The following is a 24,713-nucleotide window of genomic DNA, read 5'->3' on the forward strand; positions in this document are numbered from 1 at the left end:
TCAATGCACCAATTCTCGCATGTCATCCACTGCCTCCGTTCGTCAAAATGCATTAAATCAGCGTTTCCTTAGCTTTTCTAGCTCATTCAGAATCGGGCGTAGCTGTGCCTGTGGGTTTTTGAACCAGTCGGTTGACCAGATGCGATAGATCTTCCAACCAAGGTTTTCGAGGATCTCTTGACGGAGACGATCTCTGTCTCTGGCAGACTTCGCTGAATGATAGGTTGCACCATCGCACTCAATGCCAACCAGAAATCTACCTGGCTTACCCGGATCTTTTACAGCGATGTCCAGGAAGAATCCCGCGACGCCTAACTGCGGTTCACATTCGTAACCATAACTCTCTAAGGCTTTTATAACGGCGATCTCGAAGTCGCTATCTGCCGGCTTAAGGGTAGGAGCGGAATTGTGAAGATGACCCCTCTCCGTATATTCGAGGAACGCTTTCAAGGCGCGGACTCCTCGACTGCTTCCTGTTCCTTCGAGAACATCTCCCGATGTCATTGAAGAAAAGACGTGCATTCGCTTCTTCGAACGGGTGAATAGAACGTTGAGTCGCCTCCAGCCAACGCCCGAATTGATGGGCCCGAATCTCTGCATGGTTCTGCCACCTACGGATTCAGGACCGTATGTCAGGGAAATGTAGATGACATCACGTTCGTCCCCCTGCACATTTTCCAGATTTTTGATAAATAGCGGCTCTTCCGATGCCCTGTTTTCTTCGATAGCACGAAGCAGGGCAGGATCATCCTTAGCCAACTGGTCCAACTGCCTTTCGATTTCGTCCCGCTGTTCCGCATTCATCGCCACGAGACCTATTGACTCATGGGACTTGGATTTCAGGTGCATTCCGACCGATTTTACCAGTTCTCTTGCCTCTTCGACGTTGCGTCCCGACGCGAAGCGTCCATGACCGACGTGGACGAGCTTCACGCCAAACTCTGGAGATGATTTGAACGGCGAAGGAAATATCACGAGGTTTTCGTCGTAGAAATACTTGTTCGAGAACGCAATCAGTGATTCGTGTTTCGAACGGTAGTGCCACCTCAGACGGCGAGTCTTGAATATCGGCGTCACGGATTCCAGTATACTTTCAGAATCCTGGAGACTGACGATTTCCTCTCCCGTGCCGTCATCAATCATCTTGTTGAAAAAGTTTGTTGGAGGTAGCTGTTTAGGGTCGCCGACCACGACCAGCTTCGCACCTCTCGCAATCGCTCCCAAGGCGTCTTCAGGTCTGATCTGTGAAGCCTCGTCCATAACAATAAGGTCGAAGTGGAAACGTCCCGGTTCAAGATACTGCGCAACGGACATGGGACTCATCATGAAGCACGGCTTCAGCGCCAATATTGACTTACCTGCACGTTTCATCAGGCTTCTGACGGGAATGTGCTTGGCCTTCTTCGTTACCTCATGTTTGATCAATGAGACTTCCGAAAAATCAGAAACCTTGCCTGATGCGACGCCCAATGGCGGCTTATTCTGAGACGCGCGATGAGCAATCTTCAATCTCTGAAGTTTCAGAAGTTTGCTGTCATATTCCCTGAAGCGCTGTTGGATGGCAGTCTGTTCCAGACCTGTAAAATTGGCGAGTTCGGGATGCTTCTGAAAGACTTCTTTGGTCAACTGATGGCAGTAGACGAGGGAAACGATGTCCTGCAGGTTCTGGCAACTCATTCCTGAGCTCTCTATTACATGGATGAAGTTTTTGAACCCTTCGCCATACAGCCTGTTCTTTAGGCGGACGTAATCGAGCCACGTACTAAGCCAATCGCGGCTGTCAGAAGCCCTATTGTTCCTTTCACACAGGGAACTGATCGTGTCTTTACATGGAGCAAGCCATAGGCCGAAATTGACTAAACCTTTATCTCCAAACACCTTCCTGCAAGCATCATGTCTGTTCAGATCGGATTCTAAGCTGGCAGCTGATTTCCTCAACTGCTCGTAAATCATTTCCGTCGGTTGTTGACGAATTGCAGCCGCCAGATGCTCGTTTTCCATTACAAGCCTAGCGATAGTCAGAAGGTTTCTGGCAGAACGCAGGTCGATCTCGGAATAACCACCCTTTGCGAGCGTTAGATGCCTATTGAACGGTCTGACGAGATTCCTGAAATCGCTGCCATTCCACCCCTCGGAGTCCGACTGAATTTCTTTAATGCGGTTCTCGAAACTCTTCAACTCCGCCAGCGTCAGGTCATTGGTTTTGGCTATCTTCGACAGCCTCTCAATGAGCTTCGACAATTCGGACAGCAGTCTAGCCAATGGACCGTCGGCAATGATGAGATCGTCTTCGCGATTCTTGTTGATGGGATGGTTTGGAAAGTCTTGGGAAACCTTCACGAGCAGTTCTTGAAGTGCGCGAACCTTCTCCGTCAATCCCTTGTTGCCCTCATCAATCAGAGAGAGGCAGATCTGTCTGTCCAATCTGACAATTTGATTTCCGATTTCCACGCGCTCACCAAAGCCGATACCGTACTCAAATCTGACCGCCTTGTACCAATCTCTCAGAGTCGAGATTCGGTCTACGGGCGTTTCCATGCCCTGATACTGGTTTCCCAGCACAGGGTTGTCGAGGACGACTTTTTCTATACTCTCCCGCTCCTCTGCAAAGAGAATTATGTCGGGCAGGAGTGCGATGACTTCCTTACCATTCGGTTTCGGATTCGTTGAAAGCGCGACAACTGCCTTTCTACATGCTCGCCATGAGGAAGAGAACCACCGAAACAATCCTCCGTCTTCCAGAATCGCAAGTTGGTTCTTCAACACCCCCGCGCTGGGAAGTCTGTCCAAGGCAACTCTATCCTTGAGTCTTGCGTACACGGGCACTGCGACCTTCAAGCGATCCCTGAGATGGGACAGTAAGCCATCCAATTCGGGATTCTCGAAGACCTCATCCCGGTATTTATAAAGGTCCGGGGGAAGTCTTTCGAGTAGCGATATAAAAACAATCAACTCTGCGAGTCCGGTGCGGGTCGTCAGAAAAAGTCTGCCGATCTTTATGGGAACATTCGGACGGATGCTCTTGAGAATCTCGTCCACGTCTCTGGCAAGCTGGCTTGCCTTGGTCACGGTGCCAAAATCCTCGGCGAGATCCGCAATTTTGCCTCCTTCGGGAAAGCCAAGACTTCTCAAGATTTGGGCGACACTGGACAATGCCTCTGCAGTGCTCTTGTCATAAATGGCCTCTGCATGAATTTCCGTACTTAATCTTGCAACGTCGGCTTGGATGTTCGCATAGGTGTTAAGCCACTCTCGTATTTCATCATGGCGTTGATGTAGCTCGTCCAGTCGGTCAAATGATTCCCCACCTATAAGCTCAGGCAGGCTCCGACCGATAGCGGAGAATTGATTGATCTCGGATATGCAGACAATTTCAGGAGTTTGCAGCCTGAACTCGTTCAGACATCCCTGCCACACGGCTTGAAGATCCTGCAGGCTTGCAGTCCATTCTTTGAGGGCTGCAAGCAGCTCTTCCTGCTCATAGGAGGACAGGTCCGGGTTGCCCACTCCGTACCAGAAATGGTTCTCGATTCTGCCTTCATCAGCCTGGTCAGCAATCTGCCTGTAAATGCTTCCCAGCATAAAGGCGTAGTCTCCCAGCTCATTCTAAAGTGGACCCCTCAGTCAAGACAATATCAGGTTGAGTTTAAGAGGGTAGCTGATCACATGCAGCGGAACGGCGCTGCTCCGATTCGGTTTCTGAGTGAGATGTTTCTCGCTCACTGAATTTATCCACAATTCTTGCCCCGCCGCCCCTTGCTGTCTGGTAGACCTCGTTGGGCGTGCGATAGTCCAGCGACTGGTGTGATCTTTCCGTGTTGTAAAACACAAAGTATTCTGTCAATCCCAGCAGCAGTTCAGGCACGGTGGCATACCCTTTCAAATACACGTCCTCGTGCTTGACGCTGCGCCAGAGCCGTTCCACGAAGATGTTATCCAATGCCCGTCCGCGTCCGTCCATGCTGATGGCAATACCATGCGCCTTGAGCACTCTGATGAATGCCTCTGAGGTAAACTGGCAGCCCTGATCGGTATTGAATATCTCGGGGGGGCCACAGGTCTGCAATGCCTGCTCCAGGCAGTCTACACAGAACCCGCTATCCAACGTGTTCGACACGCGCCACGTCAGAACTTTGCGGCTGTACCAGTCGATCACCACTACCAGGTACACAAATCCCCGCGCCAGGCGAAGATAAGTAATATCGCTGCTCCACACCTGGTTGGGCCGTGTCACCTCTACCCCGCGCAGCAGGTACGGATAGACCTTGTGCTGCTGGGTGGCGCGACTGGTATTCGGCCCCGGCGCCATGCCCGCCAGTCCCAGCTTGCCCATGAGCCGCTGCACTCGCTTGCGGTTGATGCGATGCCCCATGCCGCGCAAGTACACCGTCATCTTGCGGCTACCGTAAAAAGGATGCCTTGTGTATTCGGCATCGATCTGCACCAACAGGATCAATTCCTGTTCGTCCGGTTCAACAGCCCGGTGCGGTGCATAGGTGGCGGAACGAGCGACCCCCGCCAGCTCGCATTGCCGGGTCAGTGCCAACTGATCATTGGGACTGACCCAGCGCTTGCGCTCTCCTATAGACTGATCCCGGACTTTTTTTTAAGCCAGTCCAGTTCCATCTTCAGCCGCCCGATCTCAGAGTAGAGTCGCTCCGGGCTGGCGGATGGGTCAACCGGCTTGGGGCCGCGCCTAATGTCGAATATCCCGGATGCCTGCCCCTGCAACTCCTTCTTCCACAACCCCACCTGGGTCGGATGCACCCCAAACTCCCGGGCAATCTCGTTTACCGTCTTGACTCCCCGGATCGCTTCAAGCGCCACCTTGGCCTTGAACTCACCACTGAAATTCTTGCGTTTCTTCTCACTCACTGCCTACTCCTTTTTATAGCAGGCTACCATCTTAAATCACTGTCCAGTATCTGGGGTCCACTATATTCTGCCTTACCGCGGTCAGGGTCTCTCCCGAGAGTCCATCAATCCTGAGAGGATCGGGATTGATCGCATACTGTTCCCTAAGTCTGGTTGCCCTTTGCAAAATCGCATGGATGGTCAATCCGGTCTTCTGCCAAATGCTGTTGATCTTCGTAGCGTAAACGTTCAGTTTGCGTTTAAGATCCTCATACCGTTCGACGTCTGCATCGATTTCCCACGGCGAGGCATACTGCTCCTGCTTAGATAGGCGGACGTTGAGCTCGCTCAGAATCTTCTGCTTGTTCGTCTTGTGGCTGTGCAGTTCGAGACAGAAGTCTCCAAGACTGGCCTTGTCGAGTCGACTCTTCACCACGTTCAATGCCGCCATTTTCTCTGCGAGGAAAAGCACTTTTTCGCCATTCGAGATGCTTGCGGCGATCAGGTTCGTAATGGTCTGCGACTTGCCGGAACCCGGAGGGCCTTCGATGACGAGACTATCCCCGTTCACCACGTCTACGATAGCACTGTGCTGGGAACTATCTGCATCGTAGATAAGAGGGTATTGGGCGTGCAAGTCCTCAAGGGTGTCGATTTCGTATTCTGGTTCATAGGTGAATGCCAGACTGGCATCGCGCTCCTCACCCGCTGAAGCAAAGAACTTTTCGATAAGCGGATGCTTCTCGATGTTCGCATGAGCCGGCCAGTTCTTCGGATCCAGATCCTCATACATTGCCTGCTTCGTGAAGTTGAGCAGGGCAAGGGTAGCCTGCCTCCGTAATTTCCAACGAGGCTGATGCTGGAGAATCGTATTGTGAATTTGATCGAAATAAATCTCTGGAGTTGTTGTGTCGTCAATCGAAGGAAGTATTAGATCGAAGTCATTGGCCAACTTCTCCCGCAGCGTAACGTTGCTGATAAGGTTGTCATCCTTCAACTGCAATGTATAACGATATGCTCCTGATTTCCTGTCAAGATCTGATCGTTCCAGTTGCACGGGAAGTGTGAAGAGAGGAGCAAGTCTTGCGGCATCTGAATCCCTAGATTCATACCATTCGAGGAAGCCCAGCGTGAGGTACAAAATGTTTGCCCCACTCTCCTCGATTGATGTCTCAGCGGTAGCCCTGATCGACCTGAGTCTCACCTCGAGTTCAGGAGGGTACAGCAAGCTTTGCAAATTCTTATCGATGTGCCTCGCTTGCGTTTCGGACGTACTAACGCCGGGAAGATCGTAAGATGTGGACAGCCCAATATGTTTTGCCCATTGCTCTGCGCTCGGATACTCGGAAATAATTTTCTTCCTTGTATCAGCATTTAGCTTTATGAGTCCCGCGTCCGTAAGTTCCCGTTCCGTTGGCTCAGGAACAGGAATGAAAGTAAATTTCGCGCCCGGGGTATTCAGGATCGTGTAAATCTGATCTGGAAGCTCATCAATGAGCCTAATGCAGCTGGATCTTGGATGTTTGTAGTTGAGAAGATTATTTCTACCCGAAAGGTCCAGAAGCCGTCTTCTGATGGAAGCTAGAGAATTGAAGAAAAATTTAGTTTGCTTTTCCTCGAGATTTTGGAACTCAGGACTGCTCACCTCGCAGTCAACGGCTTTTTCTTGTTGATTTTGCATGTTCTAGACTCCTGGAATGTACTGGTGACGCCTTTTGATTCCGATCAATTATCCGTTCATCCACCTTTTAAATATTGATGCCAATTTATTCTCCCTTCTCAAATAACGCTCTTTTTTCAATTGAATGGGATTGCCTTATCTCCATTTTATAGGGTTGCACCTCTTAGCTTCGCGCGAAATTTTACAGAATTCAGCGGGATTAGCTACTGTCCCAAAGTACAACGGAAATCAACAAAGATATTGAGAATAGGAAAGCCGTAGACCAGTCCATGATATGCAAAAAGACGGCCTAAAAACTGGTGGCTGTCCATCTTTCTGAAACAGGGAAAAATTTTTTTCAAATATGCCCCGCTAGTGCCCCACAAGAACAGGATTGGAATGTAGGCATATGAAAAAACTATGGACCTTGTTGCTATTTGTTGCCGTTTACCGTATCCCTTTCGCGTTGTTTTTACAGAGGGTAGGAATGGCAAATATCGAGAAACGCACATTGGTCGAGGGCAAGATAATTACAAAAAAGTACGATAAGCCACAACAAGAAGAAAATTATATCTTTTTGATTGTATTGCTGTATATTCTGCCGGCCTATTGTATATTATTGAAAATAAGAGACTTAAAATCCCTCGGGCTTAATCGCCAATGCCGGTTCGACTCTCTTGGTTACCTGGTTTTAGTTTCTCACCATCCGGAACCTGACGGTTCCTTTCGCGCGCATGGCTGGTAGCCGAAGCCCTCGGGGGTTTTTCTCTTTTGGGGGAAGCCGTACAATAGGGCATGACCGACGATTACATGACCGACAAAAAGGAGAGAAGATGGAAACGCCATTCAGGTGGGTGCCTGGCAGGATTTCCCATGGCACGATAGAGATGCCAGAATGAGATATTTGGCAGCGATCTTGATAGCAATCTTTTCCACAAACTCAAGTGCGGAATGGGTACAGTTTGCGCTTGGCACCACCGGACCTGCTTATTACGATAAGGGCAGAATAAGGGAGTTGGGAAATGGTGTTGTTTCCGTATGGGAAAAATTTGCGGTAACAGATGATGTTTTACAAAAATCGATTGCAATGGACTCTGCTTTCAAGGACTACGCCTATACCGAAACGAGGGGAAATATAAATTGCAATGAACATAAGTTTGCCAGGACGGCTATGTATGCCTATAGTAAAAATGGAGTTCGTATTTTCTCGTATTCTTATGCAGAAAAAGAGATTGAATACACAGACATAGCTCAAAATAGCATGACGGAAGAATTAATGAGGCTTGTATGCCCCAAGAAATGAAAGGCCCAGGTGGAATGGGGATGGAGCAACCCGCCGGGAAATGACAACTGGCTAATTGCCGAGTGGTGAATGGCATTCTGGGATGTTGTTGCGAGACTATCAATAAACAATCCTCCGGGTGTGATTTTCTGAACCAGGTATATGGATTACGAATTGGATATTACATGACCAAGCATCGGAAACAGTTTACGCAATCCCGCGGCCATCATTTCCACGGCTATAGCCGCAAGGATAAATCCTCCGATGCGCTGTACTACGTCCAGCGTGGATTGCCGAATCTTCTTCTCCGCGCGGGAAGCCATATAAAAAGTTAACCAGCACCCTATGCCTGCGAGAAGGATAGGCATCACCACGTGAATCAAATCGGCGGTGGCATGCCAGGCGCTGTTTCCCATGACGTAGCTGAAGGCCGCCGGACCGGCCAGCAATGGCACAGCGAGAGGAACGATTGCCGCTTCCCGAATTCCATCCTCATTGGCAATGCCGGGGGATCCCTTGAAGGTTGTTTCCTGTCCAAGAACCATTGCAATCGCCAGCAGCAGGACAATCACTCCCCCGCCCACCTGCATCGCCCCCAGCGATACGCCAAGCAATCCTAAAATAGGCATCCCCAGGAACGTCGCTACCAGCAATGCCACCGTGACGCTCAACCCCACCGTCTTGGCAAAGCGGCCTTTGCTTCGTGCATCAAAACCTTCCGTAGCCGCGAGAAAAACCGGGATCATGGAAACAGGTCCCATCAGCACGAACAGCGTGATGGTTTTCTTGATCGTCAGGGCCAGGATTGAAAGCATTATCTAGCGGTATGGGTGAAATATGGTGTACCGCCCACGCGGATGAGGGATGGGCGGTCGATTCTTTTCAAGCTGGGTTCGACGTTTGATATGAGCAAGCTGGCACGGACGTGGCAAGCTCGTTCACAGGTTTATAGCTCGCCTGAATGATACCTCGATATCGCGCTTTCGCGGTGGAAAGCGATAGAAGAACTTCGAACGCACCAGCGCATCAAACATCAGAATATAGAGGGAATACCATGCCAAAAGTATACAATTCCATTATCGTCCCCGCCCGGGTGGAAGCGGTATGGTCAAGGGTGTGCGATTTTCATGATTTTTCATGGGCGCCATCCCTGGTTACTTCATGCGAAAAAATAGGGCCGGGCGACGGGTACTCGATAGGTGCAAGGCGGTTGTTGAACGGGGTATTCCTGGACACGCTGATCGCCTATAGCTCGATCGGCAGGCGAATGATGTATTCCATGGATGAAGGGCCCTCGCCGGTTTCCTCCAGCGAGATTCAAGACTATGTGGGCGACCTGCATCTGCTGCCGGTGACAGCCGATAGCGCGACGTTCGTGGAATGGTCCGCGACATGGGAGTCGAAAAATGCGGATATGGTCGGCTACATGAATGAAGTGTACCGGTCTCTCCTCATGGACCTTGCCACAGGCTTTGGCGCCAGACGCTCGAACCAAATAGCGAAGCATGGAGGAAACCCTGAATAAATTCCCGATTTTCCAGTATGGCGCGGTCAAGCTTTTGCGGGAATCCTTGCATGAACAAGGTTTGAGCGGGTAGTCTGCCAGTGCGCTTCCTCCACGCCTCGGACCTGCACCTCGACAGTCCGCTGCTCGGACTCAGCCGGTACGAGGGCGCACCGGTCGACGAGGTTCGCGGAGCCAGCCGCCGGGCCTTCGAAAACCTGATCGCCGTTGCTCTGCGCGAGCGCGTCGATCTCGTCGTCATTGGCGGCGACCTTTACGATGGCGACTGGCCCGACCACAATACGGGGCTTTTCTTCGTAAAAGGGGTCGCGCAACTTGCGGAAGAAGGCATTCCGGTCATCGTCGTGCGCGGCAATCATGACGCGGCAAGCAAGCTGACCAAGTCCCTGCGCCTGCCGCGCAACGTATATTTACTGGCTGACGCAAAGCCCGAAACAGTCGTTCTCGACCAGATCGGGGTCGCCGTGCATGGACAGAGTTTTTTCACGCCTGCCGTGCTGGATGATCTTGCATCCGCTTATCCAGCTCCCATTCCGGACTGTTTCAACGTCGGCCTGCTGCATACGTCCCTGAACGGCCGCCCCGGACATGACAATTACGCGCCTACGACCCTGTCAGTCCTCCAGGGCAAGGGTTACGATTATTGGGCACTGGGTCACGTCCATGCCGCGGAAATCGTCTCACGCGAGCCCTGGGTGGTTTATCCAGGCAATACGCAGGGAAGGCATATCCGCGAATCCGGCGCCAAGGGCTGTTCCCTTATAGCAGTCGAAAATGGCACGGTGCGGGAGCAGCAAATCATTGCGCTGGATGTTATGCGCTGGGAAACCCTTTTGCTTGACATCTCCGCGCTGCCCGACCTCGAGGCCCTGCTGGATGCCGCTACGGTGGGCATTCGCGCCCGGCTTGCCCGGGCGGATGGCCGGGCGCTGGCAATGCGGGTGCGGATTGCCGGGAGCGGGCCGCTGCACCGCCTGCTCGCAACCCGGCCTGAGACAGTGGAACAACAACTGCGCGGCGCGGCAATCGAGGCATCCAACGCTCAAGTCTGGATCGAGAAAATCGAGCTCACCACACGCCCCGAGCTGGATCTCGACCGCCTCGCCGAGCGGGACGATCCACTGGGCCTGCTGGTGCGCGAACTGCGGGGCCTGGCAGCCGATGATGCGGCGCGGGGCAGCGTGGTGGAAGAGGCAATCCGGGACCTGCAGCAAAAACTGCCGCTGGAATTCAGGGAAGGGCCGCATGCCCTGCTCCTGGATGCGCCCGAAGCACTCGCAGCGCTTCTGGGCGAGGTCGAAGCGGAGGTGATTGCACGCCTGTCCGGCCAGGGTGGCTATGATAGCGATAGTGGCGGCGGGATGGCCTCGTGAAGATCGCGCAGCTCTATCTCAAGGCCTATGGCGCATTCTCGGGCCAGCGCCTCGATTTCGGCAACGGGGATGGTGCGAATTTCCACATCATCTACGGCCCGAACGAGGCCGGTAAATCAACCACCTTGCGAGCGCTGACGGGCTTGCTATTCGGCATCGACGACCGTACGGCAGACAGTTTTCTGCACCCGAACCCTCAATTGCGCGTTGGTGCGACCCTGATCACCGGGCAGGGAACACAGCTGTCCGTCATGCGGCGCAAGGGGCGCAAGCAGACGCTGTTTGCACTGGATGAAACAACCGGCGTGGAGCTGACCGATCGACCGCTGCCGGAAGACACGCTTTCCCGACTGCTCGGCGGGCTGGATGAAGGACTCTACCGTTCCCTGTTCGGCCTGGATATGGAAGGGCTGGCCCGGGGCAGCGAAGCCCTGCTGGCGGGCAAGGGGGAAATCGGCCAGAGCCTGTTCGAAGCCGCCGCCGGGATGACCAGCCTGCAGCAACTGCTGGGCCGCCTGGATAGCGAAGCGTCGCACCTTTTCCGGCCGCGTGCCACTACCAGTGTGATCAATATCGCCATCAAGGAATTTGAAGAAAAACGCAAGCGGGTGCGCGACGCCAAAGTCAGCACTCATGCCTGGGAGCAAGCCGACCGCAACAGGCGCCAGGCGGAGGTTAAATATGCTGCGATACGTGACGAACTAACAGTATTGAGGAGTGAACAGCGTCGATTATCCCGTATCGCCGTCAACCTGCCATTGGCGGCTGAGCGCGCGGCGAAGGAGGCGGAACTAACTACGCTCGGGCACGTTCCCCTGCTTTCGCCCGAGGCGGCGCAGCATCGGATCGAGGCGGAGGAGCGGCTGCGCAACGCCGTCGAAGATCAACGCCAGGCAATGGCGGGACTGGAACGGCTGCAACAGAAGCGATCGTCGCTGACGGTGCGCGAAGCGTTGATCGTCAATGCCGCCGGCATCGAGCGCCTGCATCACGCCGCCAAAGACTGGCGTGGCGCGATAGAACGTTTGCCGCGCATCAGGAAGGATATCGATATCGCCCGCAGAAGCATAGCCAGCCATGTAGGTGCGATCGCGCCGGAACTGGCGCAGGGTATCACAATCGAGCAGGCTCGCACGCTCATTCCAACGCCTGCGCTGACCGCTCGCGTGCAGGCGCTGGGAAATCAATACGCCACCTTGCAGGCGCGCAATGAACAACTGGAAGAACGCGCTCGCAAGGTTGCGGATGCGCTCAGCAGGCTGCGCAGCGACCTGGCCGCCCACCCGGCGCCCGCACCCCTCGATATCCTGGCAATTGCCCGTGAAAAAGCTGCCTCCCAGGGCGACATCACAGCTCAGCAATCCGGGCTGGACCGGGAAATTGCCGCCCTGGAGGCCGCCATCGTCCGTGACGCCGCCGTCCTCTGGAACGGAACGCTCGATGAACTCGCAGCCTTGCGCGTTCCTTTCTCGACCACTATCAAGGAATTCGATGCCGGCTATCGGCGCGTGGACGAGGATTTGCGTGCGCTTCAGAGCAGGGATGATGAGCTGGCGCGGGATATCGACGAGCGGGAGCGCGAGCTGCGCGGCCTGGCAGCCGCCGGCGAAATCGCCACCCATGCGCAGGTGCAGGCAGCGCGCGCGCATCGCGACGACGGCTGGAAGCGTGTTCGCCACGAATACATCGAGCGGACAGAAATTCCTGACGTTCCTGACGGACTGCCAGCCGCCTTTTCTCCCGGATTATCTCTGCCTGCTGCCTACGAAGGCGCTGTGCGCGAAGCCGACCGCCTGGCCGACATCCTGCACGCCCACGCTGAACGCTCGGCCAACTACGAAACCACCCGCCAGCGTATCGCCGACATGCACAAGACACGTGCCATGCTGTCTGCTCGTCGCGATGTGCTAAGTGCGGAACGTGACCAACTTGACAGCCGTTGGGGCGCTATCGCCAAGTCTTTAGGCCCGGTGGAGCTCACGCCGGCCGCAGCAGTTGAATGGTGCCAGAAACACGCCAACTGGGTCGAGCGCTATACGAAATTGGGCGCATTGAAGCAGACGCGACAGGAGATCGCCGGCTTGCTGGCGGCGACGCGCGCCGGCCTGAACGTGGCACTGACGGCTTGCGGGCTTCCCGATCTGGCCGATGGCGAATCGCTGGCTGTCGCACTCGCCCGTGCCAAGGCGGCAGTCGATGCTGCGCAACAGGCAACCACGGCGCGAGCCGCGCTCGTCGCACAAATCGCCCACCTGGCGCTTGAGCAGGCTGACATCGCTTCCCAGCAGGCACGAGCAAGTGAGAAGACGAAGCTCTGGCAGAGCCAGTGGGATGAAACAGTCACCGCATTGCGCCTGCCTGCCGGGGCATTGCCGGCAGAAGCGGATGTACGCCGTGACGAATTCCATGCGCTCAATCTCGCGCTTGTCGCGCTCGATGACCTTACTCGGCAAAGCGAAGTAGAACACACAAGGTGCTTCGATTTCGAGGCTGAATTCACTGCCCTCGCGAGAAAAGTTGACGAAGCGGAGAAAATACAGGAGGCGCCCGGGATATCTGAAATGGAGGTGCGAGATGCTTCCGGGGATGCGGATCATCTAGTGGCGAAACTCTATGAAGAACTAGCCGCCGCACGGGAAGCGGATCAACTGCGCAAGCAGACTGATGGGCTCATCGAGCACGAAACGGTCCGCCTTCAGCAGGCCCGGCTTGCAGCCGAAACGCAGCGCGAGCGCCTGGCGGAACTGATCAGCCGCGCCGGCGCGCAATCGCAGGACGAGTTGCCGTCGATCGAGGCGAACGCCGCGCGCAAACAGCTACTTTCCGCCAGGATAGACGAGATTGGCGAGCAACTGGTTCGCAGCGCGGCCAGGCCACTCGCGAAAGTCCTGGCTGAAGTCGAAGGCCATGACATATCAGCCACAGCGGCGCGGCTGAGCGAGATCGAAGCCATCGTCAGGGATAGCGAGCCGGAAGCAGAAACCGCCCACGCCCATTTACTCGAAGCGAACCGGGAATTCGACACCATGGACGGCAACGATGCAGCTGCACAGGCACAGCAGGAGGCGGAAGAATTGATTGCCTGCATTGCCGGACATGCGCGCATTTATGCCCGTACGCGGCTCGCAGAAGTGATCGTGTCGCGCGTCGTGCAGGCCTACCGCGAGCGGCACCAGCGGCCCGTGCTCCGGCGCGCAGGGGAAATTTTCGCGAACATCACGCTGGGAAGCTTCAGCGGCCTGATAACCGATTACGAGGACAATGCACAGGTTCTGCTTGGCCAACGGCCCGGCGCTACCCGCGTCGATGTTGCCGGCATGAGCCAGGGGACACGGGATCAGCTTTTCCTGTCGCTACGCATCGCCGCAATCGAAGAGCACCTGAAGCAGCGGGAGGTGATTCCGCTGGTCATCGACGACTTGCTTGTCCAGTTCGACGATGCGCGCGCATCAGCTACCCTGGCGGTGCTGGCCGGCCTGTCCCGGCAAACCCAGGTTCTGTTCTTTACGCACCATGAACATCTTTGCGAGCTTGCTGCCTCGGCATTGCCTCTGGGTACATGGCGCCGGCACGATCTGGGGGAACCGTTTTCCGGCGGCCAGCGCGCTTCCGGCACCGTAAAATTACTGTAAGCATCTTCCCGACTCATTACCGTCGCAGGATTGCCCACCAGCGCGCCATATTGAGAAGTGTCATAAGGGAAGCCGCAACGTAAGTCCAGGCCGCGGCAGTAAGCAGGCGCCGGGCATGAGGCAGGTCTCCGTCGATCAGGCAACGTTTTTGCTCCAGAATGGGCAACGCCCGGGCAAAGCTCGCGTTCAATTCCATTGGCAAGGTTGCGGCATGCACCAGCGCCGCGCTCGCCAGAGTCAGGATTCCGCCCGCAAGAAATAGCAATCCTACGGCGGGAGAGCGTGATAACGCCATGATTACCGGGGCCAGCATCAGGATGCTCGCCCCCAGCTTTTCGGCAGGAGCAAGCCATTGCACTAACTGAGTGCGCAAGGCAAGGGGTACATAGTTATCCCGGTGCTGGATCGCATGGCCGACTTCGTGCGCCGCCACCGTTATGGCGGTCAGCGAGCGGCCGTTGAATTTATCCGGGGTAAGGCGAACCTTTTTTTCCAGGGGATCATAATGGTCGCCCGATTCGGCAAGCTCCACACCGACGTGTTGCAAATTCGCCTGGTCGAGAAGGTCGCGGGCGAGTTGCGCTCCTGTGAATGCGTAGCGGTCTGCGGGTTCGCTATATTTCTCCATGGTATGCCTGATCCAGTAAGACGGGCCGATAATCAGGAGAGCGATGAAACAGGCCAATATCAGATAAAGCATTCAGGGAATACCGGAAAAATGACTTCGATCAGCCAGCCTGAATGAGGCTGATCGGTCTCATATGAGAGCATTTGATCGATAATGGCGACAATAATTCCCGGGTGGGCAGGGCATAAAAGCGGCTATATAAACACGTCAATTATAGCGGGGTGGCTACAGGGGCGGAGGGCATGTTCAGAGGTTCTTTTTTCCTGGTCTGGATCTGTTGCATGCAGTTACTATGGCCTGTTAACACATATTACATATATCATTGTTTGCAAAAGTTTTATTTAGATGTGAGGATTCTGGGTAATGCTTCGAGTTCAATGAGTTACTTTGAAGTGTTAACAGGCCCTAGTTACTATACTGCGTAGAGTGATATCTCGGGCCCAAGCCAGGCCGCAAGTTCTACCTTCGCGCATTTTGTTGCGGGTCCCACGATTTTTTCATATCTCTGATGGAGAGGACGCCATGAAACAAAAAATCGCAATCATCGGAAAAGGCAATGTCGGAAGCGCGCTGAAGCGCGGGCTGGACCGGGCGGGTTATGACGTACGCAATAGCGGAAAGGAAGCAGTCAAGGAAACGGCCGCATGGGGTGAGATCATTATCCTTGCGGTTCCTTTCGGCGCGATCGATGATGTGCTGCATCAACTCGCGGAAACGATCGACACAAAGATAGTGGTGGACGCGACCAATCCGCTGACCCCGGACATGCAGCTCGCGCTGGGCTTTTCGACCAGCGGCGCGGAAGAGCTGCAAAAGAAGGCATCTGGCGCACATATCGTCAAGGCCTTCAACACCGTGTTCGCCCAGCACATGGATAAGGGCACGGTGGCAGGCGAGCAGCTTACGCTATTTGCGGCGAGCGACGATCAGCAGGCACGCGCCGCGGCACTGGAGATGGGCAAGGCCATCGGTTTCGATGCGGTGGATGCCGGCCCGCTCAGCAATGCCCGCCAGCTTGAGGCATTGGGGTATTTCATTATCCAGCTAGGGTATACCCTGGGTAACGGCACGGATACCGGTTTCAAATTCATACATTGAGGAAAATGGCCGATGCAGGGAAATATGAACAGGAAGTGTAACCAATGAAAGCTTTCAAACTCAGGCAAGCATGCGGCATCGACGGATTGGCATTGTGCACGGATCTGGCCCGGCCTGAGCCCGGCGGGGGCGACGTGCTTATTCGCGTGAGGGCGAATTCCCTGAATTTCCGGGACTTCATCGTGGCCCATGGCGAATATCCGGGGGGAGTCAAACCCAACGTCATTCCGCTTTCGGATGGCGCTGGCGATGTGGTCGAGGTCGGCTCGGGCGTAACCCGGGTCAAGGTGGGCGATCGTGTGACAGGCTGCGTTTTTCCGGACTGGGTAGCAGGCCCTCTGACGCAAGAGGTTTTCCTGCGGTCTCTGGGCGGTTCGATCGATGGCATGCTGGCCGAATATGTGGTGCTTCCAGAGCGTGCCGTTATCCCCTTTCCCGACCATTTGAGTTATGAGGAAGCGGCCACCCTCCCGAATGCAGGCGTAACCGCCTGGCATGCATTGGTGGAAGCCGGGCGCATCCGGGCAGGCCAGACGGTTCTGCTGCTGGGAACCGGCGGCGTTTGCCTGTTCGCCTTGCAGTTTGCCAAATTGCACAGTGCGACTGTCATTCAGACTTCAAGCAGCGACGAAAAATTGGAGCAGGCCAGGGCGATGGGCGCCGATCATCTTATCAATTATGAGAAGACGCCGGATTGGGATCAGGAAGTGATGAAACTGACCGCTGGCCGCGGCGTCGATATCGTGGTGGAGGTGGGGGGCGCGCAAACATTGGAGCGGTCCATGCGATCCGTGCGGTTCGGGGGAGCCGTGGCGCTGATCGGCCTGGTTTCCGGCTTTGGGCACATAGATCCGCTGCCGCTGATGCAGCGCTCGATACGCTTGATAGGCATCAATACCGGTTCGGTTGCGATGTTCACGGAAATGAACCGCGCCATTTCCGAAGCTGGTTTACATCCTGTCATTGCCCGCTCGTATCCCTTCGAGCATGCGATCTACGCCTATCATTTTCAGCAGGCGGCAAAACATTTCGGGAAAACGGTCGTGGCCGGCGCTGCCTAAGCGGATCGATTCAGCGGATCGATTCAGCGGATCGATTCAGGAGGAATCATAATGTTCCGGGAAGAGCCGGAGTGCCCAACCCATGCACGCAGGCCTTCAAAACCCGGAACCCGGAACCCGGAACCTTGAGACCCTTCTCATCGCTGGCTCGTCCCTTCTCCCATTCCTTTTGATGCGGCCAGTTGCTCGCGGCCCTTTCACTCGCGCATATCCGGCATTTCTGGTCTATATTTCAATTGGAGTTGATGCATGCCGCGAGACCTGGAAATTTGTATCCAGGTGCCCGGTATTTTTTAAGCATCCCGATTATCCCGATTATCTCGATTATCTCGACCATATTAGGAGAACAGCCATGAGAAAGTGCTTGATCAGCTGGGCAACTCTTGCGGTTCTGGCCGCTTGCGCTGTTTTCCCGGCGCAAGCTGATAGTACCGGCATTGGCCATAGCAACGCGCCGATATTTTCCACGCAGGAGAAAATCGTATTCACCCTGAAGACGGATTTCGGAGATTTGTGGAACCATCGCGCCATTCCAAACGCCGAGGTGCCAGAAGACATAAGGGATTTTACGGCTCCCGGAAGGCTTTCGTGGAAGGACGGTTCTGGCTCGCATGATCTTCCGGTGCAAGTGCAGTTGCGAGGAAACACCAGCCAGGCTAAAACGGAATGCCCATTCCCGAAAATGACGATCAGTTTCGAAAAAGACCGTGCAACCGATGACCGGGTCTCGAAGGGCACGCTGTTCGACGGGCTGCATTCCGTGGGGATAGGCACCCACTGCGGAGGCAAGCCGGGGGCATCCCAGCGTTTCCACCGTGTCTGGGGAGGCCTGTCGCCTCATCGGGAAGCGCTGGTATACAAGGTGCAGGAGCTTCTGGGCGTTCCCGGTTTCCAGGCCGCGGCGACAAGCTTCAGCTATATCGACAGCACTACGGGGAGAGGTCCGGTCGAGCCGCAGCCCAGCGGGTTCGCGGTGAACCAGCCCATGCCGGGTTTCTTCCTTGAGAATATCAAGACCTTTGTGAAAAATGCGAAAGGAAAGGAAATCCGCGCCGCGGATTCGCCCATCAAGGATTCCGATACGCAGTACATTTTCACCAGCCTCACGGAAGCGCAAAAAGATGCGCGGGATGCAGGCTCGCAAATCGAGCCCATAGACCCCCGGGGTATCATCCGCCTCATGCTGTTCCAGTCACTGGTCGCAAACTATGACTGGATCCTGCGCATTTCACCCGACGACACCAGCGCTTCCCGCGGCCTCTGGAATATGAAGGTAGTCGAAACCGATGGCAAATGGATCGTTTTTCCCTACGATTACGACCTGGCCGGCTGGGTGAGGCCGGATGATTCCGCTCCTGAACTGCCAAATTTTAACAATCCTTTCTTCAAGCCTGTGGATATTTCAGCTGTCGTGGCGGAATTCAGGCAGAAACGGCCGGCTGTAGAAGCGCTGGTGGATGATCTGGCGAAAGAAGACAGAACCGGAGCAGCGAGCATAAAATCACGGATCAGGTCCTTCTATGCTGCATTGGATCGAAAGTTTCCGTGAGCAACCGCCATTCTGGCGGACACCGATTGGCGCAAGCACAGAAGTGCGGGACAGGCAGTTGGCGAAGGAAGACAGATGAACCGATCCGATCTTGAATTTTTGCAGGCAAAACTGACTGAATGACCAGGCTTCTGTCTGCCGGAGCCACCGATATCGGGCTCCGGCGCACCAACAACGAAGATGCTTATTGCGTCATGCCGGAAATCGGCCTCTTTGGAGTGGCGGATGGCATGGGCGGCGCAGCCGCCGGGGAAATTGCCAGCAAGTATTTCATCGAGGCTGCGCGTAGCGTTTTTGGCGGCGAAGACTCCGGCGGGACTCCCGGGATGCACGCGAATGGCGAATTGCGGCACGCCGCTACCGCCGCCTCGCCCGTGGCGGGTTACGAGCATCTGCTGGAAAAAGTATTCAACCGGACAAGCAGGCTCATAGCCAGGCATGTGGTGGAGCACCCGCATGACAAGGGAATGGGATGCACTGCGGACCTGCTGATAATCCATGAAAATGATTATGTAATCGGCCATATTGGAGATAGCAGGGTCTATCTGCTGCGGGAAGGAAATTTATGCCAGTTGACGAAGGATCACTCCCTGGTGCAGCTTCAGGTGGATAACGGCGAGCTGACTGCGGAGGAAGCAAGGCATCATCCTCGAAAGAATATTCTGTTCCAGGTTCTCGGCGGAAGCATGAGCTCAACTGGCGGGAGTTCGATGAATGCACCGGATGCCGCCGTGCCTTTCGACCTGCTGAGGGGGAATGCGCTGGACCGCGATATCTTCCTGCTCTGCTCGGATGGACTGACCGATATGCTGGAGGATGCCGAGATCCGGGAAATACTCGTTTCGCACAAATCCATCCAGCAAAAGGTGTTGAAATTGATCGAACAGGCGCTGGCGGCGGGGGGCAGGGACAACGTTACCGTCGTGCTTTGCGAAGTGGCTGCCTGAATTCCGCAAAATTTCCCTAAAGTTCGAGGCAGCCGTGCCGTTGAGTCGGCATGCTCCTTTAAAAAGCACTCTGCGCGCCGGCATTCATTTTCCGGAGCTTCTCCCGGGCCATCCGGACATGGCGTCGCTTTTCCTGCGCATGTAGGAAATTTTCCTACATGGAAACGCATCCATTTCCTACGCGCGAATCAGAGGCCTTCCGATTTCCGGAACATCGTCCCATGGGCACAATGAAGTCCTCAACAACACATTGGGGGCAAAATGAAAGCGAACGAATTGACCACGGAAATCAGGGATCTCAACCTGACCTACCTGATGCTGGCCCAGCAGATGGTCCTTGCCGACAAGGACATGGCCATCTTCCGCCTGGGGATCAGCAAGGACATCGCTGACATATTGGCAGTGCTGACCCCCAGCCAGATTCTCAAATTATCCAACTCCAACATGATGCTTTGCCGTATCCGGTTCGACGACAACCTGGTATTTGGCATGCTGGCGAATTATAGCGGCAAGGAAAAAACGATGTCCCAATCCCATGCGGCCATCCTCATGGCAGGCCAGCCGGTGGAAGAGATCACCTAGGCGCCGGGCAAGGGCAAGCGAAGCCGACAAGATTCATCGATAAAAAACAGTACTCCAACGATAGGGGAAATATCATGCGGAAAAAGAGCGTAGCGTCGGAAGCCAGGGAAATCCAGACTGCCATGGAAATGATCCATCTCGGAGCGCGCCTCCAGCTGTTGGAAAGCGAAACCAGTCTGAGCCGCGAACGCCTGATCAAGCTTTACAAGGAATTGAAGGGCGTTTCTCCCCCCAAGGGCATGCTGCCTTTTTCAGAGGACTGGTTTCTGACCTGGCAACCCAATATTCATTCTTCCGTATTCGCCGATATTTACAGCTATCTGACAGCCCATGCCGAGTGCCGCGGAATCGAGGCAATCATCAAAAGCTACAAGCTCTACCTGGAGCACTGCGAAGTCGCGGAGATGGAGCCCGTGCTAAGTCTGACTCGCGCCTGGACCCTGGTGCGTTTTTTTGAAGGAAAAATGTTGAAAACAGCCTCCTGCGGGCAATGCAGCGGCCATTTCGTGGTTCATGCGCATGATCTCACCCATCGCTTCGTCTGCGGGCTGTGCAATGTTCCTTCCCGCGCGGGCAAGACCAGCAAGCCGCGTACGCTGACCTACGCCGCCATGGCGGCCTGATTCCCTTTTACGGGCTTTAACCTGAATCCGGCAGTTTAACGGGGTGGAGTGTGCGGTTTTTGGAATGCAGGGCAAGGTGCTGCGACGCGCAATGGCCATTCCATTCCAAGGAGTTGCAACGCAGCCATGTGCCGCAAAAATCGCACAATCCGCCCTGTAGCGAACCCACCATTATAGATGAGTGTCGAGTACCGAGAAAAGTCTCGGTGAATCATGGTTCTAAACTAAAAATGAGCGATCAACTGCCGGATTCAGGTTTAACCGGCCCCTGATTTCCGCTGCGGTGCGGGCATTCTCAATCCCCCTATATTGAGGCTGCCACACCGCATTTTTTTTGCGTCCTGCCGCTAAGCCCAAAACGCTTTATCCGCCTGGTTTTCCAGCGCTTCTTTCGCTTGCTCCCGTTAAAGTTTGCCAGGTTCCCGCCGTTACAGAAGTGAATGTTTCAATGCAGCACGGCTGCCGCCTGGGGGTGGGCGTTCGCGCAATTGCCGGCAATGCCGGCTGCATTGAGCCAACGAATTGAAAGTTCCGCAAGAGCGGGGACACGCAGCATCAATCATCGAAACGGAGTACCGGAAAAAATGCTGATCATTGTAGGATGCCTCATCACTCTGGGCTCAGTATTCGGAGGATTTGCACTGGCGGGCGGACACCTTGCCGCACTGTATCAGCCATTGGAGCTTCTGATGATAGGGGGGGCCGCAGTGGGCGCCTCTGTGCTGGGCAATACAAGCAAGGCGCTGAAGGCGACCTTGAAGGCTTTGCCCAGGGTTGCTCATCGCCCGAAGTATACGAAGATGCTTTACATGGACCTCATGGCGCTGCTCTACGATCTCCTGGCGAAGGTGCGCAAGGAGGGATTGATGTCCATCGAGTCCGACATCGACAATCCGGGCGAGAGCCCGATCTTCTCACATTACCCCAGTGTCCTGGCGGATCATGAGGCAATCGAGTTCATGACCGACTATCTTCGCTTGATGGTGGGAGGCAATCTGAATGCGTTCGAGATCGAGAACCTGATGGACAATGAAATCGAGACGCACCACCAGGAGGGCCAGATTCCGGTGCACTGCATTTCCAAGCTGGGAGACAGCATGCCCGCATTCGGCATTGTCGCCGCTGTGATGGGCGTGATCCATACCATGGCGTCGGTTGGTCTCCCGCCCTCGGAGCTGGGGGTGCTGGTAGCGCAGGCGCTGGTAGGCACCTTCCTGGGAATTCTTCTGGGCTACGGCTTCGTCGGACCGTGCGCCGTCGTGCTGGAGCAAAAACTCGAGGAGTCGACCAAGATGCTGCAGTGCATCCGGATGACATTGCTTGCCAGCATCAATGGCTACGCTCCCGCCCTGGCGGTCGAGTTTGGCCGCAAGGCGCTGTATTCGACCGAGCGCCCGAGCTTCGTGGAACTGGAAGAGCGTGTCAGGCAGGCAAGGCATAAATAGGCGATCTTGAATCTGAATCCGGCAATCGACCGCTCATTTCCAGTTTAGAGCCATGATCCACGAAGACTTTCCACGGCACTCGAGGTTCAGCCATATGGCAAGTTCGCTGCAGGGGGGTTCAGGATGGATGATTCCAGGAAGTAAACCATGACCGCGACCGAGAAGCGCCCCATCATCATCAAAAAAGTGAAAAAACATGGCAGCCATCATGGGGGCGCATGGAAGATCGCCTATGCGGATTTCGTCACCGCCATGATGGCATTCTTCCTGCTCATGTGGCTGCTGGGCTCGGCCAGCGAGGAGCAGTTGCAGGGGCTTTCGGAGTATTTTCAGACCCCGGTGAAGACTCCTCTGGATAAGGCCCGCGGAACCGGAGATCGTGCCAGCGTGATCCAGGGAGGGGGCAGGGATATTACGATGAATGTCGGCCAGGCCAGGAAGGTAAGCGGCGAGAGGAGCAAGCCTCGCAACCTCAAGGCGGCCCAGGCCGAGCTCGAACGGCTGGACAGAATCAAGCTCGAGGACCTGAAGAGCCGGCTGGAACGGTTGATCGCCTCGAACGAGACCATGCGCGACTTCAAGAATCAACTGCTGCTGGACATTACATCGGAGGGACTGCGCATCCAGATTGTCGATGATAAAAACCGTCCCATGTTTGCGCTTGCCAAGGCGGATCTGCAGCCCTATACCCGGGATATCCTGCAGAAGCTTGGCGGAGTGCTGAACGAAATGCCGAACAGGATCAGCCTCGCGGGCCATACCGACGCCACCCCCTATGCCAGCGGAGAAAAAAACTACAGTAATTGGGAGCTGTCCGCCGATCGCGCCAATGCTTCACGCCGCCAGCTCGTCATGGGTGGGATGAACGAACAAAAGATCATGCGCGTGGTGGGGTTGAGTTCGGCCGTGCTGTTCGACAAGATCAACCCCGTCAACCCCGTGAACAGGCGCATCAGCATCGTCGTGATGAGCCACAAGGCGGCGGAGGCTGTCACCCAGGAAGGCGGGACAACCATGGATATCAAGAGCGATGCCGCCACGATCAATGCCAAGACCCCGGAGCCTTCCGAGGCCGGATGAGAAAATGCGCTCATTCCATGATCTGATTTTTTTTGATGATATTTCTTAACGCCGAATAGCGGCAGGAATTTCTCTCTTTTCCCTCGATGACCCGCGCCCGGGCCGTTCGATAATGCTCGCCAATGGTAGCCGATCGTAGCGTTGGCAGCCTTGATGAACGAGATATCGGAGTGAGGCGTGAGCGAAGAGAGCGATCTCGAAAAAACAGAACCTGCGTCGCCCAGGAAGCTGGAGAAATCCCGCGAGGAAGGCCAGGTTCCACGTTCTCCGGAACTATCCACCTTTGCCACCCTGATCGCTGCGGGTGCCGCGATGTGGTTCATGGGTGGCCATATTGCGGGCCAGCTTGCCGGCCTGATCAAAGACGGCATGAAAGTGTCCCGCGACGTCGGCTTCGATGCGGAACTGCTTTCCGAGCGCTTGCTCGGGCAATCGATACACGCCCTGCTTGCACTTGCTCCCTTCCTGGTCCTGATGCTCCTGGTGGCGCTCGCCGCGCCCATGCTGCTTTCGAGCTGGCTGTTCACCTGGAATGCACTCATCCCCAAGTTTAGCCGGCTCAATCCGGCAAGCGGATTGGGCAGGATGTTTTCCATGCACAGCCTGGTCGAACTGTCGAAGGCCCTCCTCAAGGCCGCGCTGATCGGCGGCGCCGGAGTATGGACCATCTGGCATCACAAGGAGGCCGTGCTTTCATTGATCGCGGCGCCTGTGGCGGCAGGGATCGGCCACATGGGCGAACTGGTGGCGATGAGCTTTCTTGCCGTGGCCGGCACCATGATCCTGATCGCAGCGGTGGATGTGCCCTATAAGCTATGGGACCATCACCGCAAGCTCAGGATGACCAAGGAAGAAGCGCGGCAGGAAGCAAAAGAAACGGAGGGCAACCCGCAGGTCAAGGGCAGGATACGCGCCCAGCAGCGCGAGATTGCCCGGCGGCGCATGATGGCCGAAATCCCCAAGGCGGACGTCATCGTCACCAACCCCACGCATTACTCGGTTGCGCTGAAATATGAGGATGGCAAGATGGGCGCGCCCCGCGTGGTTGCGAAGGGTGCGCACCTGCTGGCTCTGAGAATCCGCGAAATCGCCGCGGAGCATGACATCCCGGTGCTTGAAGCGCCGCCGCTGGCGCGCGCGCTCTATACCCACACCGAACTGGGCGACGAAATTCCCCATGCGCTGTATAACGCCGTGGCCGAAGTGCTGGCCTATATTTATCAGCTGCGCCGCTATCGCGAATACGGCCCGAATGCGATGGCGGGCCGCAAGGCGCCGGTTCCGCCCGCTACGCTTGCGGTGCCGGCCGATATGGATCCGCTGAACAGCCCATCCTCCGCATCCCCGACAGAAACCGACATAGAGGCCCGTTAA

Annotated in this window: 19 protein-coding genes; 14 read left to right on the forward strand and 5 right to left on the reverse strand. The window is 55.4% G+C overall.

Annotated features, from left to right (window positions below):
• Positions 1-57: 57 nt before the first annotated feature.
• The 3 genes from ACZ5CE_RS06345 to ACZ5CE_RS06355 form a co-directional block, all read right to left on the reverse strand.
• Complete coding sequence (locus ACZ5CE_RS06345; RefSeq protein WP_464577027.1) at positions 58-3,582, reverse strand: AAA domain-containing protein; 3,525 nt, start codon at positions 3,580-3,582, stop codon at positions 58-60.
• Between the two features lie 64 nt (positions 3,583-3,646).
• A protein-coding gene (locus tag ACZ5CE_RS06350; RefSeq protein ID WP_464574421.1) for an IS3 family transposase occupies positions 3,647-4,875 on the reverse strand; the annotation gives its coding sequence in 2 pieces (ribosomal slippage) (positions 3,647-4,599 and positions 4,599-4,875; 1,230 coding nt in all).
• A gap of 31 nt (positions 4,876-4,906) precedes the next feature.
• Positions 4,907-6,535: a DUF4011 domain-containing protein gene (locus tag ACZ5CE_RS06355; RefSeq protein WP_464577028.1), complete on the reverse strand. Its 1,629-nt coding sequence runs from the start codon at positions 6,533-6,535 to the stop codon at positions 4,907-4,909.
• Positions 6,536-6,923: 388 nt separating this feature from the next.
• Here ACZ5CE_RS06355 and ACZ5CE_RS06360 point away from each other — a divergent pair, with 388 nt between their 5' ends.
• Both ACZ5CE_RS06360 and ACZ5CE_RS06365 read left to right on the forward strand, forming a co-directional pair.
• Positions 6,924-7,259, forward strand: a complete 336-nt coding sequence (locus ACZ5CE_RS06360) for a hypothetical protein (RefSeq protein WP_464577030.1) — start codon at positions 6,924-6,926, stop codon at positions 7,257-7,259.
• A gap of 105 nt (positions 7,260-7,364) precedes the next feature.
• A complete protein-coding gene (locus ACZ5CE_RS06365; RefSeq protein WP_464577032.1) occupies positions 7,365-7,817 on the forward strand; it encodes a surface-adhesin E family protein in 453 nt (150 codons plus the stop codon).
• Between the two features lie 146 nt (positions 7,818-7,963).
• Here the strand turns inward: ACZ5CE_RS06365 and ACZ5CE_RS06370 are convergent, their stop codons facing one another.
• Positions 7,964-8,611 carry a MarC family protein gene (locus ACZ5CE_RS06370; RefSeq protein ID WP_464577034.1) on the reverse strand — a complete coding sequence of 216 codons (648 nt, stop codon included), beginning with the start codon at positions 8,609-8,611 and terminating at the stop codon, positions 7,964-7,966.
• 239 nt (positions 8,612-8,850) lie between these two features.
• Between ACZ5CE_RS06370 and ACZ5CE_RS06375 the strand changes: the two genes are divergently transcribed.
• From ACZ5CE_RS06375 to ACZ5CE_RS06385, 3 genes are all read left to right on the forward strand, one after another.
• Complete coding sequence (locus tag ACZ5CE_RS06375) at positions 8,851-9,321, forward strand: SRPBCC family protein (RefSeq protein ID WP_464577036.1); 471 nt, start codon at positions 8,851-8,853, stop codon at positions 9,319-9,321.
• A gap of 80 nt (positions 9,322-9,401) precedes the next feature.
• Complete coding sequence (locus tag ACZ5CE_RS06380; protein ID WP_464577038.1) at positions 9,402-10,694, forward strand: metallophosphoesterase family protein; 1,293 nt, start codon at positions 9,402-9,404, stop codon at positions 10,692-10,694.
• A complete protein-coding gene (locus ACZ5CE_RS06385; protein ID WP_464577040.1) occupies positions 10,691-14,326 on the forward strand; it encodes an ATP-binding protein in 3,636 nt (1,211 codons plus the stop codon). The genes ACZ5CE_RS06380 and ACZ5CE_RS06385 overlap by 4 nt, the downstream gene beginning before the upstream one ends.
• 16 nt (positions 14,327-14,342) lie before the next feature.
• Here the strand turns inward: ACZ5CE_RS06385 and ACZ5CE_RS06390 are convergent, their stop codons facing one another.
• A complete protein-coding gene (locus ACZ5CE_RS06390) occupies positions 14,343-15,026 on the reverse strand; it encodes a zinc metallopeptidase (protein ID WP_464577042.1) in 684 nt (227 codons plus the stop codon).
• 450 nt (positions 15,027-15,476) lie between these two features.
• On the opposite strand from ACZ5CE_RS06390, the gene ACZ5CE_RS06395 reads away from it, so the two are divergent.
• The 9 genes from ACZ5CE_RS06395 to flhB all read left to right on the forward strand — a co-directional run bounded on the left by ACZ5CE_RS06395 (position 15,477) and on the right by flhB (position 24,713).
• Complete coding sequence (locus ACZ5CE_RS06395; protein WP_464577044.1) at positions 15,477-16,052, forward strand: NADPH-dependent F420 reductase; 576 nt, start codon at positions 15,477-15,479, stop codon at positions 16,050-16,052.
• Positions 16,053-16,096: 44 nt separating this feature from the next.
• Positions 16,097-17,113, forward strand: coding sequence for a zinc-dependent alcohol dehydrogenase family protein (locus ACZ5CE_RS06400; RefSeq protein ID WP_464577046.1), 1,017 nt, complete (start codon positions 16,097-16,099; stop codon positions 17,111-17,113).
• A 352-nt stretch (positions 17,114-17,465) separates the two neighbouring features.
• Entirely contained in the window at positions 17,466-18,662 is a 1,197-nt protein-coding gene (locus ACZ5CE_RS06405; RefSeq protein WP_464577048.1) for a hypothetical protein, read from the forward strand.
• A gap of 119 nt (positions 18,663-18,781) precedes the next feature.
• Positions 18,782-19,609, forward strand: a complete 828-nt coding sequence (locus ACZ5CE_RS06410; protein ID WP_464577050.1) for a PP2C family protein-serine/threonine phosphatase — start codon at positions 18,782-18,784, stop codon at positions 19,607-19,609.
• 261 nt (positions 19,610-19,870) lie between these two features.
• Complete coding sequence (gene flhD / locus ACZ5CE_RS06415) at positions 19,871-20,191, forward strand: flagellar transcriptional regulator FlhD (protein ID WP_464577052.1); 321 nt, start codon at positions 19,871-19,873, stop codon at positions 20,189-20,191.
• Positions 20,192-20,265: 74 nt separating this feature from the next.
• Entirely contained in the window at positions 20,266-20,814 is a 549-nt protein-coding gene (gene flhC, locus ACZ5CE_RS06420; RefSeq protein ID WP_464577054.1) for a flagellar transcriptional regulator FlhC, read from the forward strand.
• Between the two features lie 584 nt (positions 20,815-21,398).
• A complete protein-coding gene (motA, locus tag ACZ5CE_RS06425; protein WP_464577055.1) occupies positions 21,399-22,259 on the forward strand; it encodes a flagellar motor stator protein MotA in 861 nt (286 codons plus the stop codon).
• 147 nt (positions 22,260-22,406) lie between these two features.
• Positions 22,407-23,339, forward strand: coding sequence for a flagellar motor protein MotB (gene motB / locus ACZ5CE_RS06430; RefSeq protein WP_464577057.1), 933 nt, complete (start codon positions 22,407-22,409; stop codon positions 23,337-23,339).
• Between the two features lie 177 nt (positions 23,340-23,516).
• Positions 23,517-24,713, forward strand: a complete 1,197-nt coding sequence (gene flhB, locus ACZ5CE_RS06435; RefSeq protein ID WP_464577059.1) for a flagellar biosynthesis protein FlhB — start codon at positions 23,517-23,519, stop codon at positions 24,711-24,713.

This window comes from Nitrosospira sp. TNL200, from assembly GCF_055386305.1.

What these genes read in the sequence shown, in the direction of transcription:
- ACZ5CE_RS06410 (WP_464577050.1), top strand. Translation starts at nt 18,782, where the DNA reads ATGACCAGGCTTCTGTCTGCCGGAGCCACCGATATCGGGCTCCGGCGC.
- ACZ5CE_RS06375 (WP_464577036.1), top strand. Translation starts at nt 8,851, where the DNA reads ATGCCAAAAGTATACAATTCCATTATCGTCCCCGCCCGGGTGGAAGCG.
- flhC (WP_464577054.1), top strand. Translation starts at nt 20,266, where the DNA reads ATGCGGAAAAAGAGCGTAGCGTCGGAAGCCAGGGAAATCCAGACTGCC.
- ACZ5CE_RS06370 (WP_464577034.1), bottom strand. Translation starts at nt 8,611, where the DNA reads ATGCTTTCAATCCTGGCCCTGACGATCAAGAAAACCATCACGCTGTTC.
- motB (WP_464577057.1), top strand. Translation starts at nt 22,407, where the DNA reads ATGACCGCGACCGAGAAGCGCCCCATCATCATCAAAAAAGTGAAAAAA.
- flhD (WP_464577052.1), top strand. Translation starts at nt 19,871, where the DNA reads ATGAAAGCGAACGAATTGACCACGGAAATCAGGGATCTCAACCTGACC.
- ACZ5CE_RS06390 (WP_464577042.1), bottom strand. Translation starts at nt 15,026, where the DNA reads ATGCTTTATCTGATATTGGCCTGTTTCATCGCTCTCCTGATTATCGGC.
- ACZ5CE_RS06355 (WP_464577028.1), bottom strand. Translation starts at nt 6,535, where the DNA reads ATGCAAAATCAACAAGAAAAAGCCGTTGACTGCGAGGTGAGCAGTCCT.
- ACZ5CE_RS06345 (WP_464577027.1), bottom strand. Translation starts at nt 3,582, where the DNA reads ATGCTGGGAAGCATTTACAGGCAGATTGCTGACCAGGCTGATGAAGGC.
- ACZ5CE_RS06395 (WP_464577044.1), top strand. Translation starts at nt 15,477, where the DNA reads ATGAAACAAAAAATCGCAATCATCGGAAAAGGCAATGTCGGAAGCGCG.
- ACZ5CE_RS06400 (WP_464577046.1), top strand. Translation starts at nt 16,097, where the DNA reads ATGAAAGCTTTCAAACTCAGGCAAGCATGCGGCATCGACGGATTGGCA.
- ACZ5CE_RS06360 (WP_464577030.1), top strand. Translation starts at nt 6,924, where the DNA reads ATGAAAAAACTATGGACCTTGTTGCTATTTGTTGCCGTTTACCGTATC.
- motA (WP_464577055.1), top strand. Translation starts at nt 21,399, where the DNA reads ATGCTGATCATTGTAGGATGCCTCATCACTCTGGGCTCAGTATTCGGA.
- ACZ5CE_RS06405 (WP_464577048.1), top strand. Translation starts at nt 17,466, where the DNA reads ATGAGAAAGTGCTTGATCAGCTGGGCAACTCTTGCGGTTCTGGCCGCT.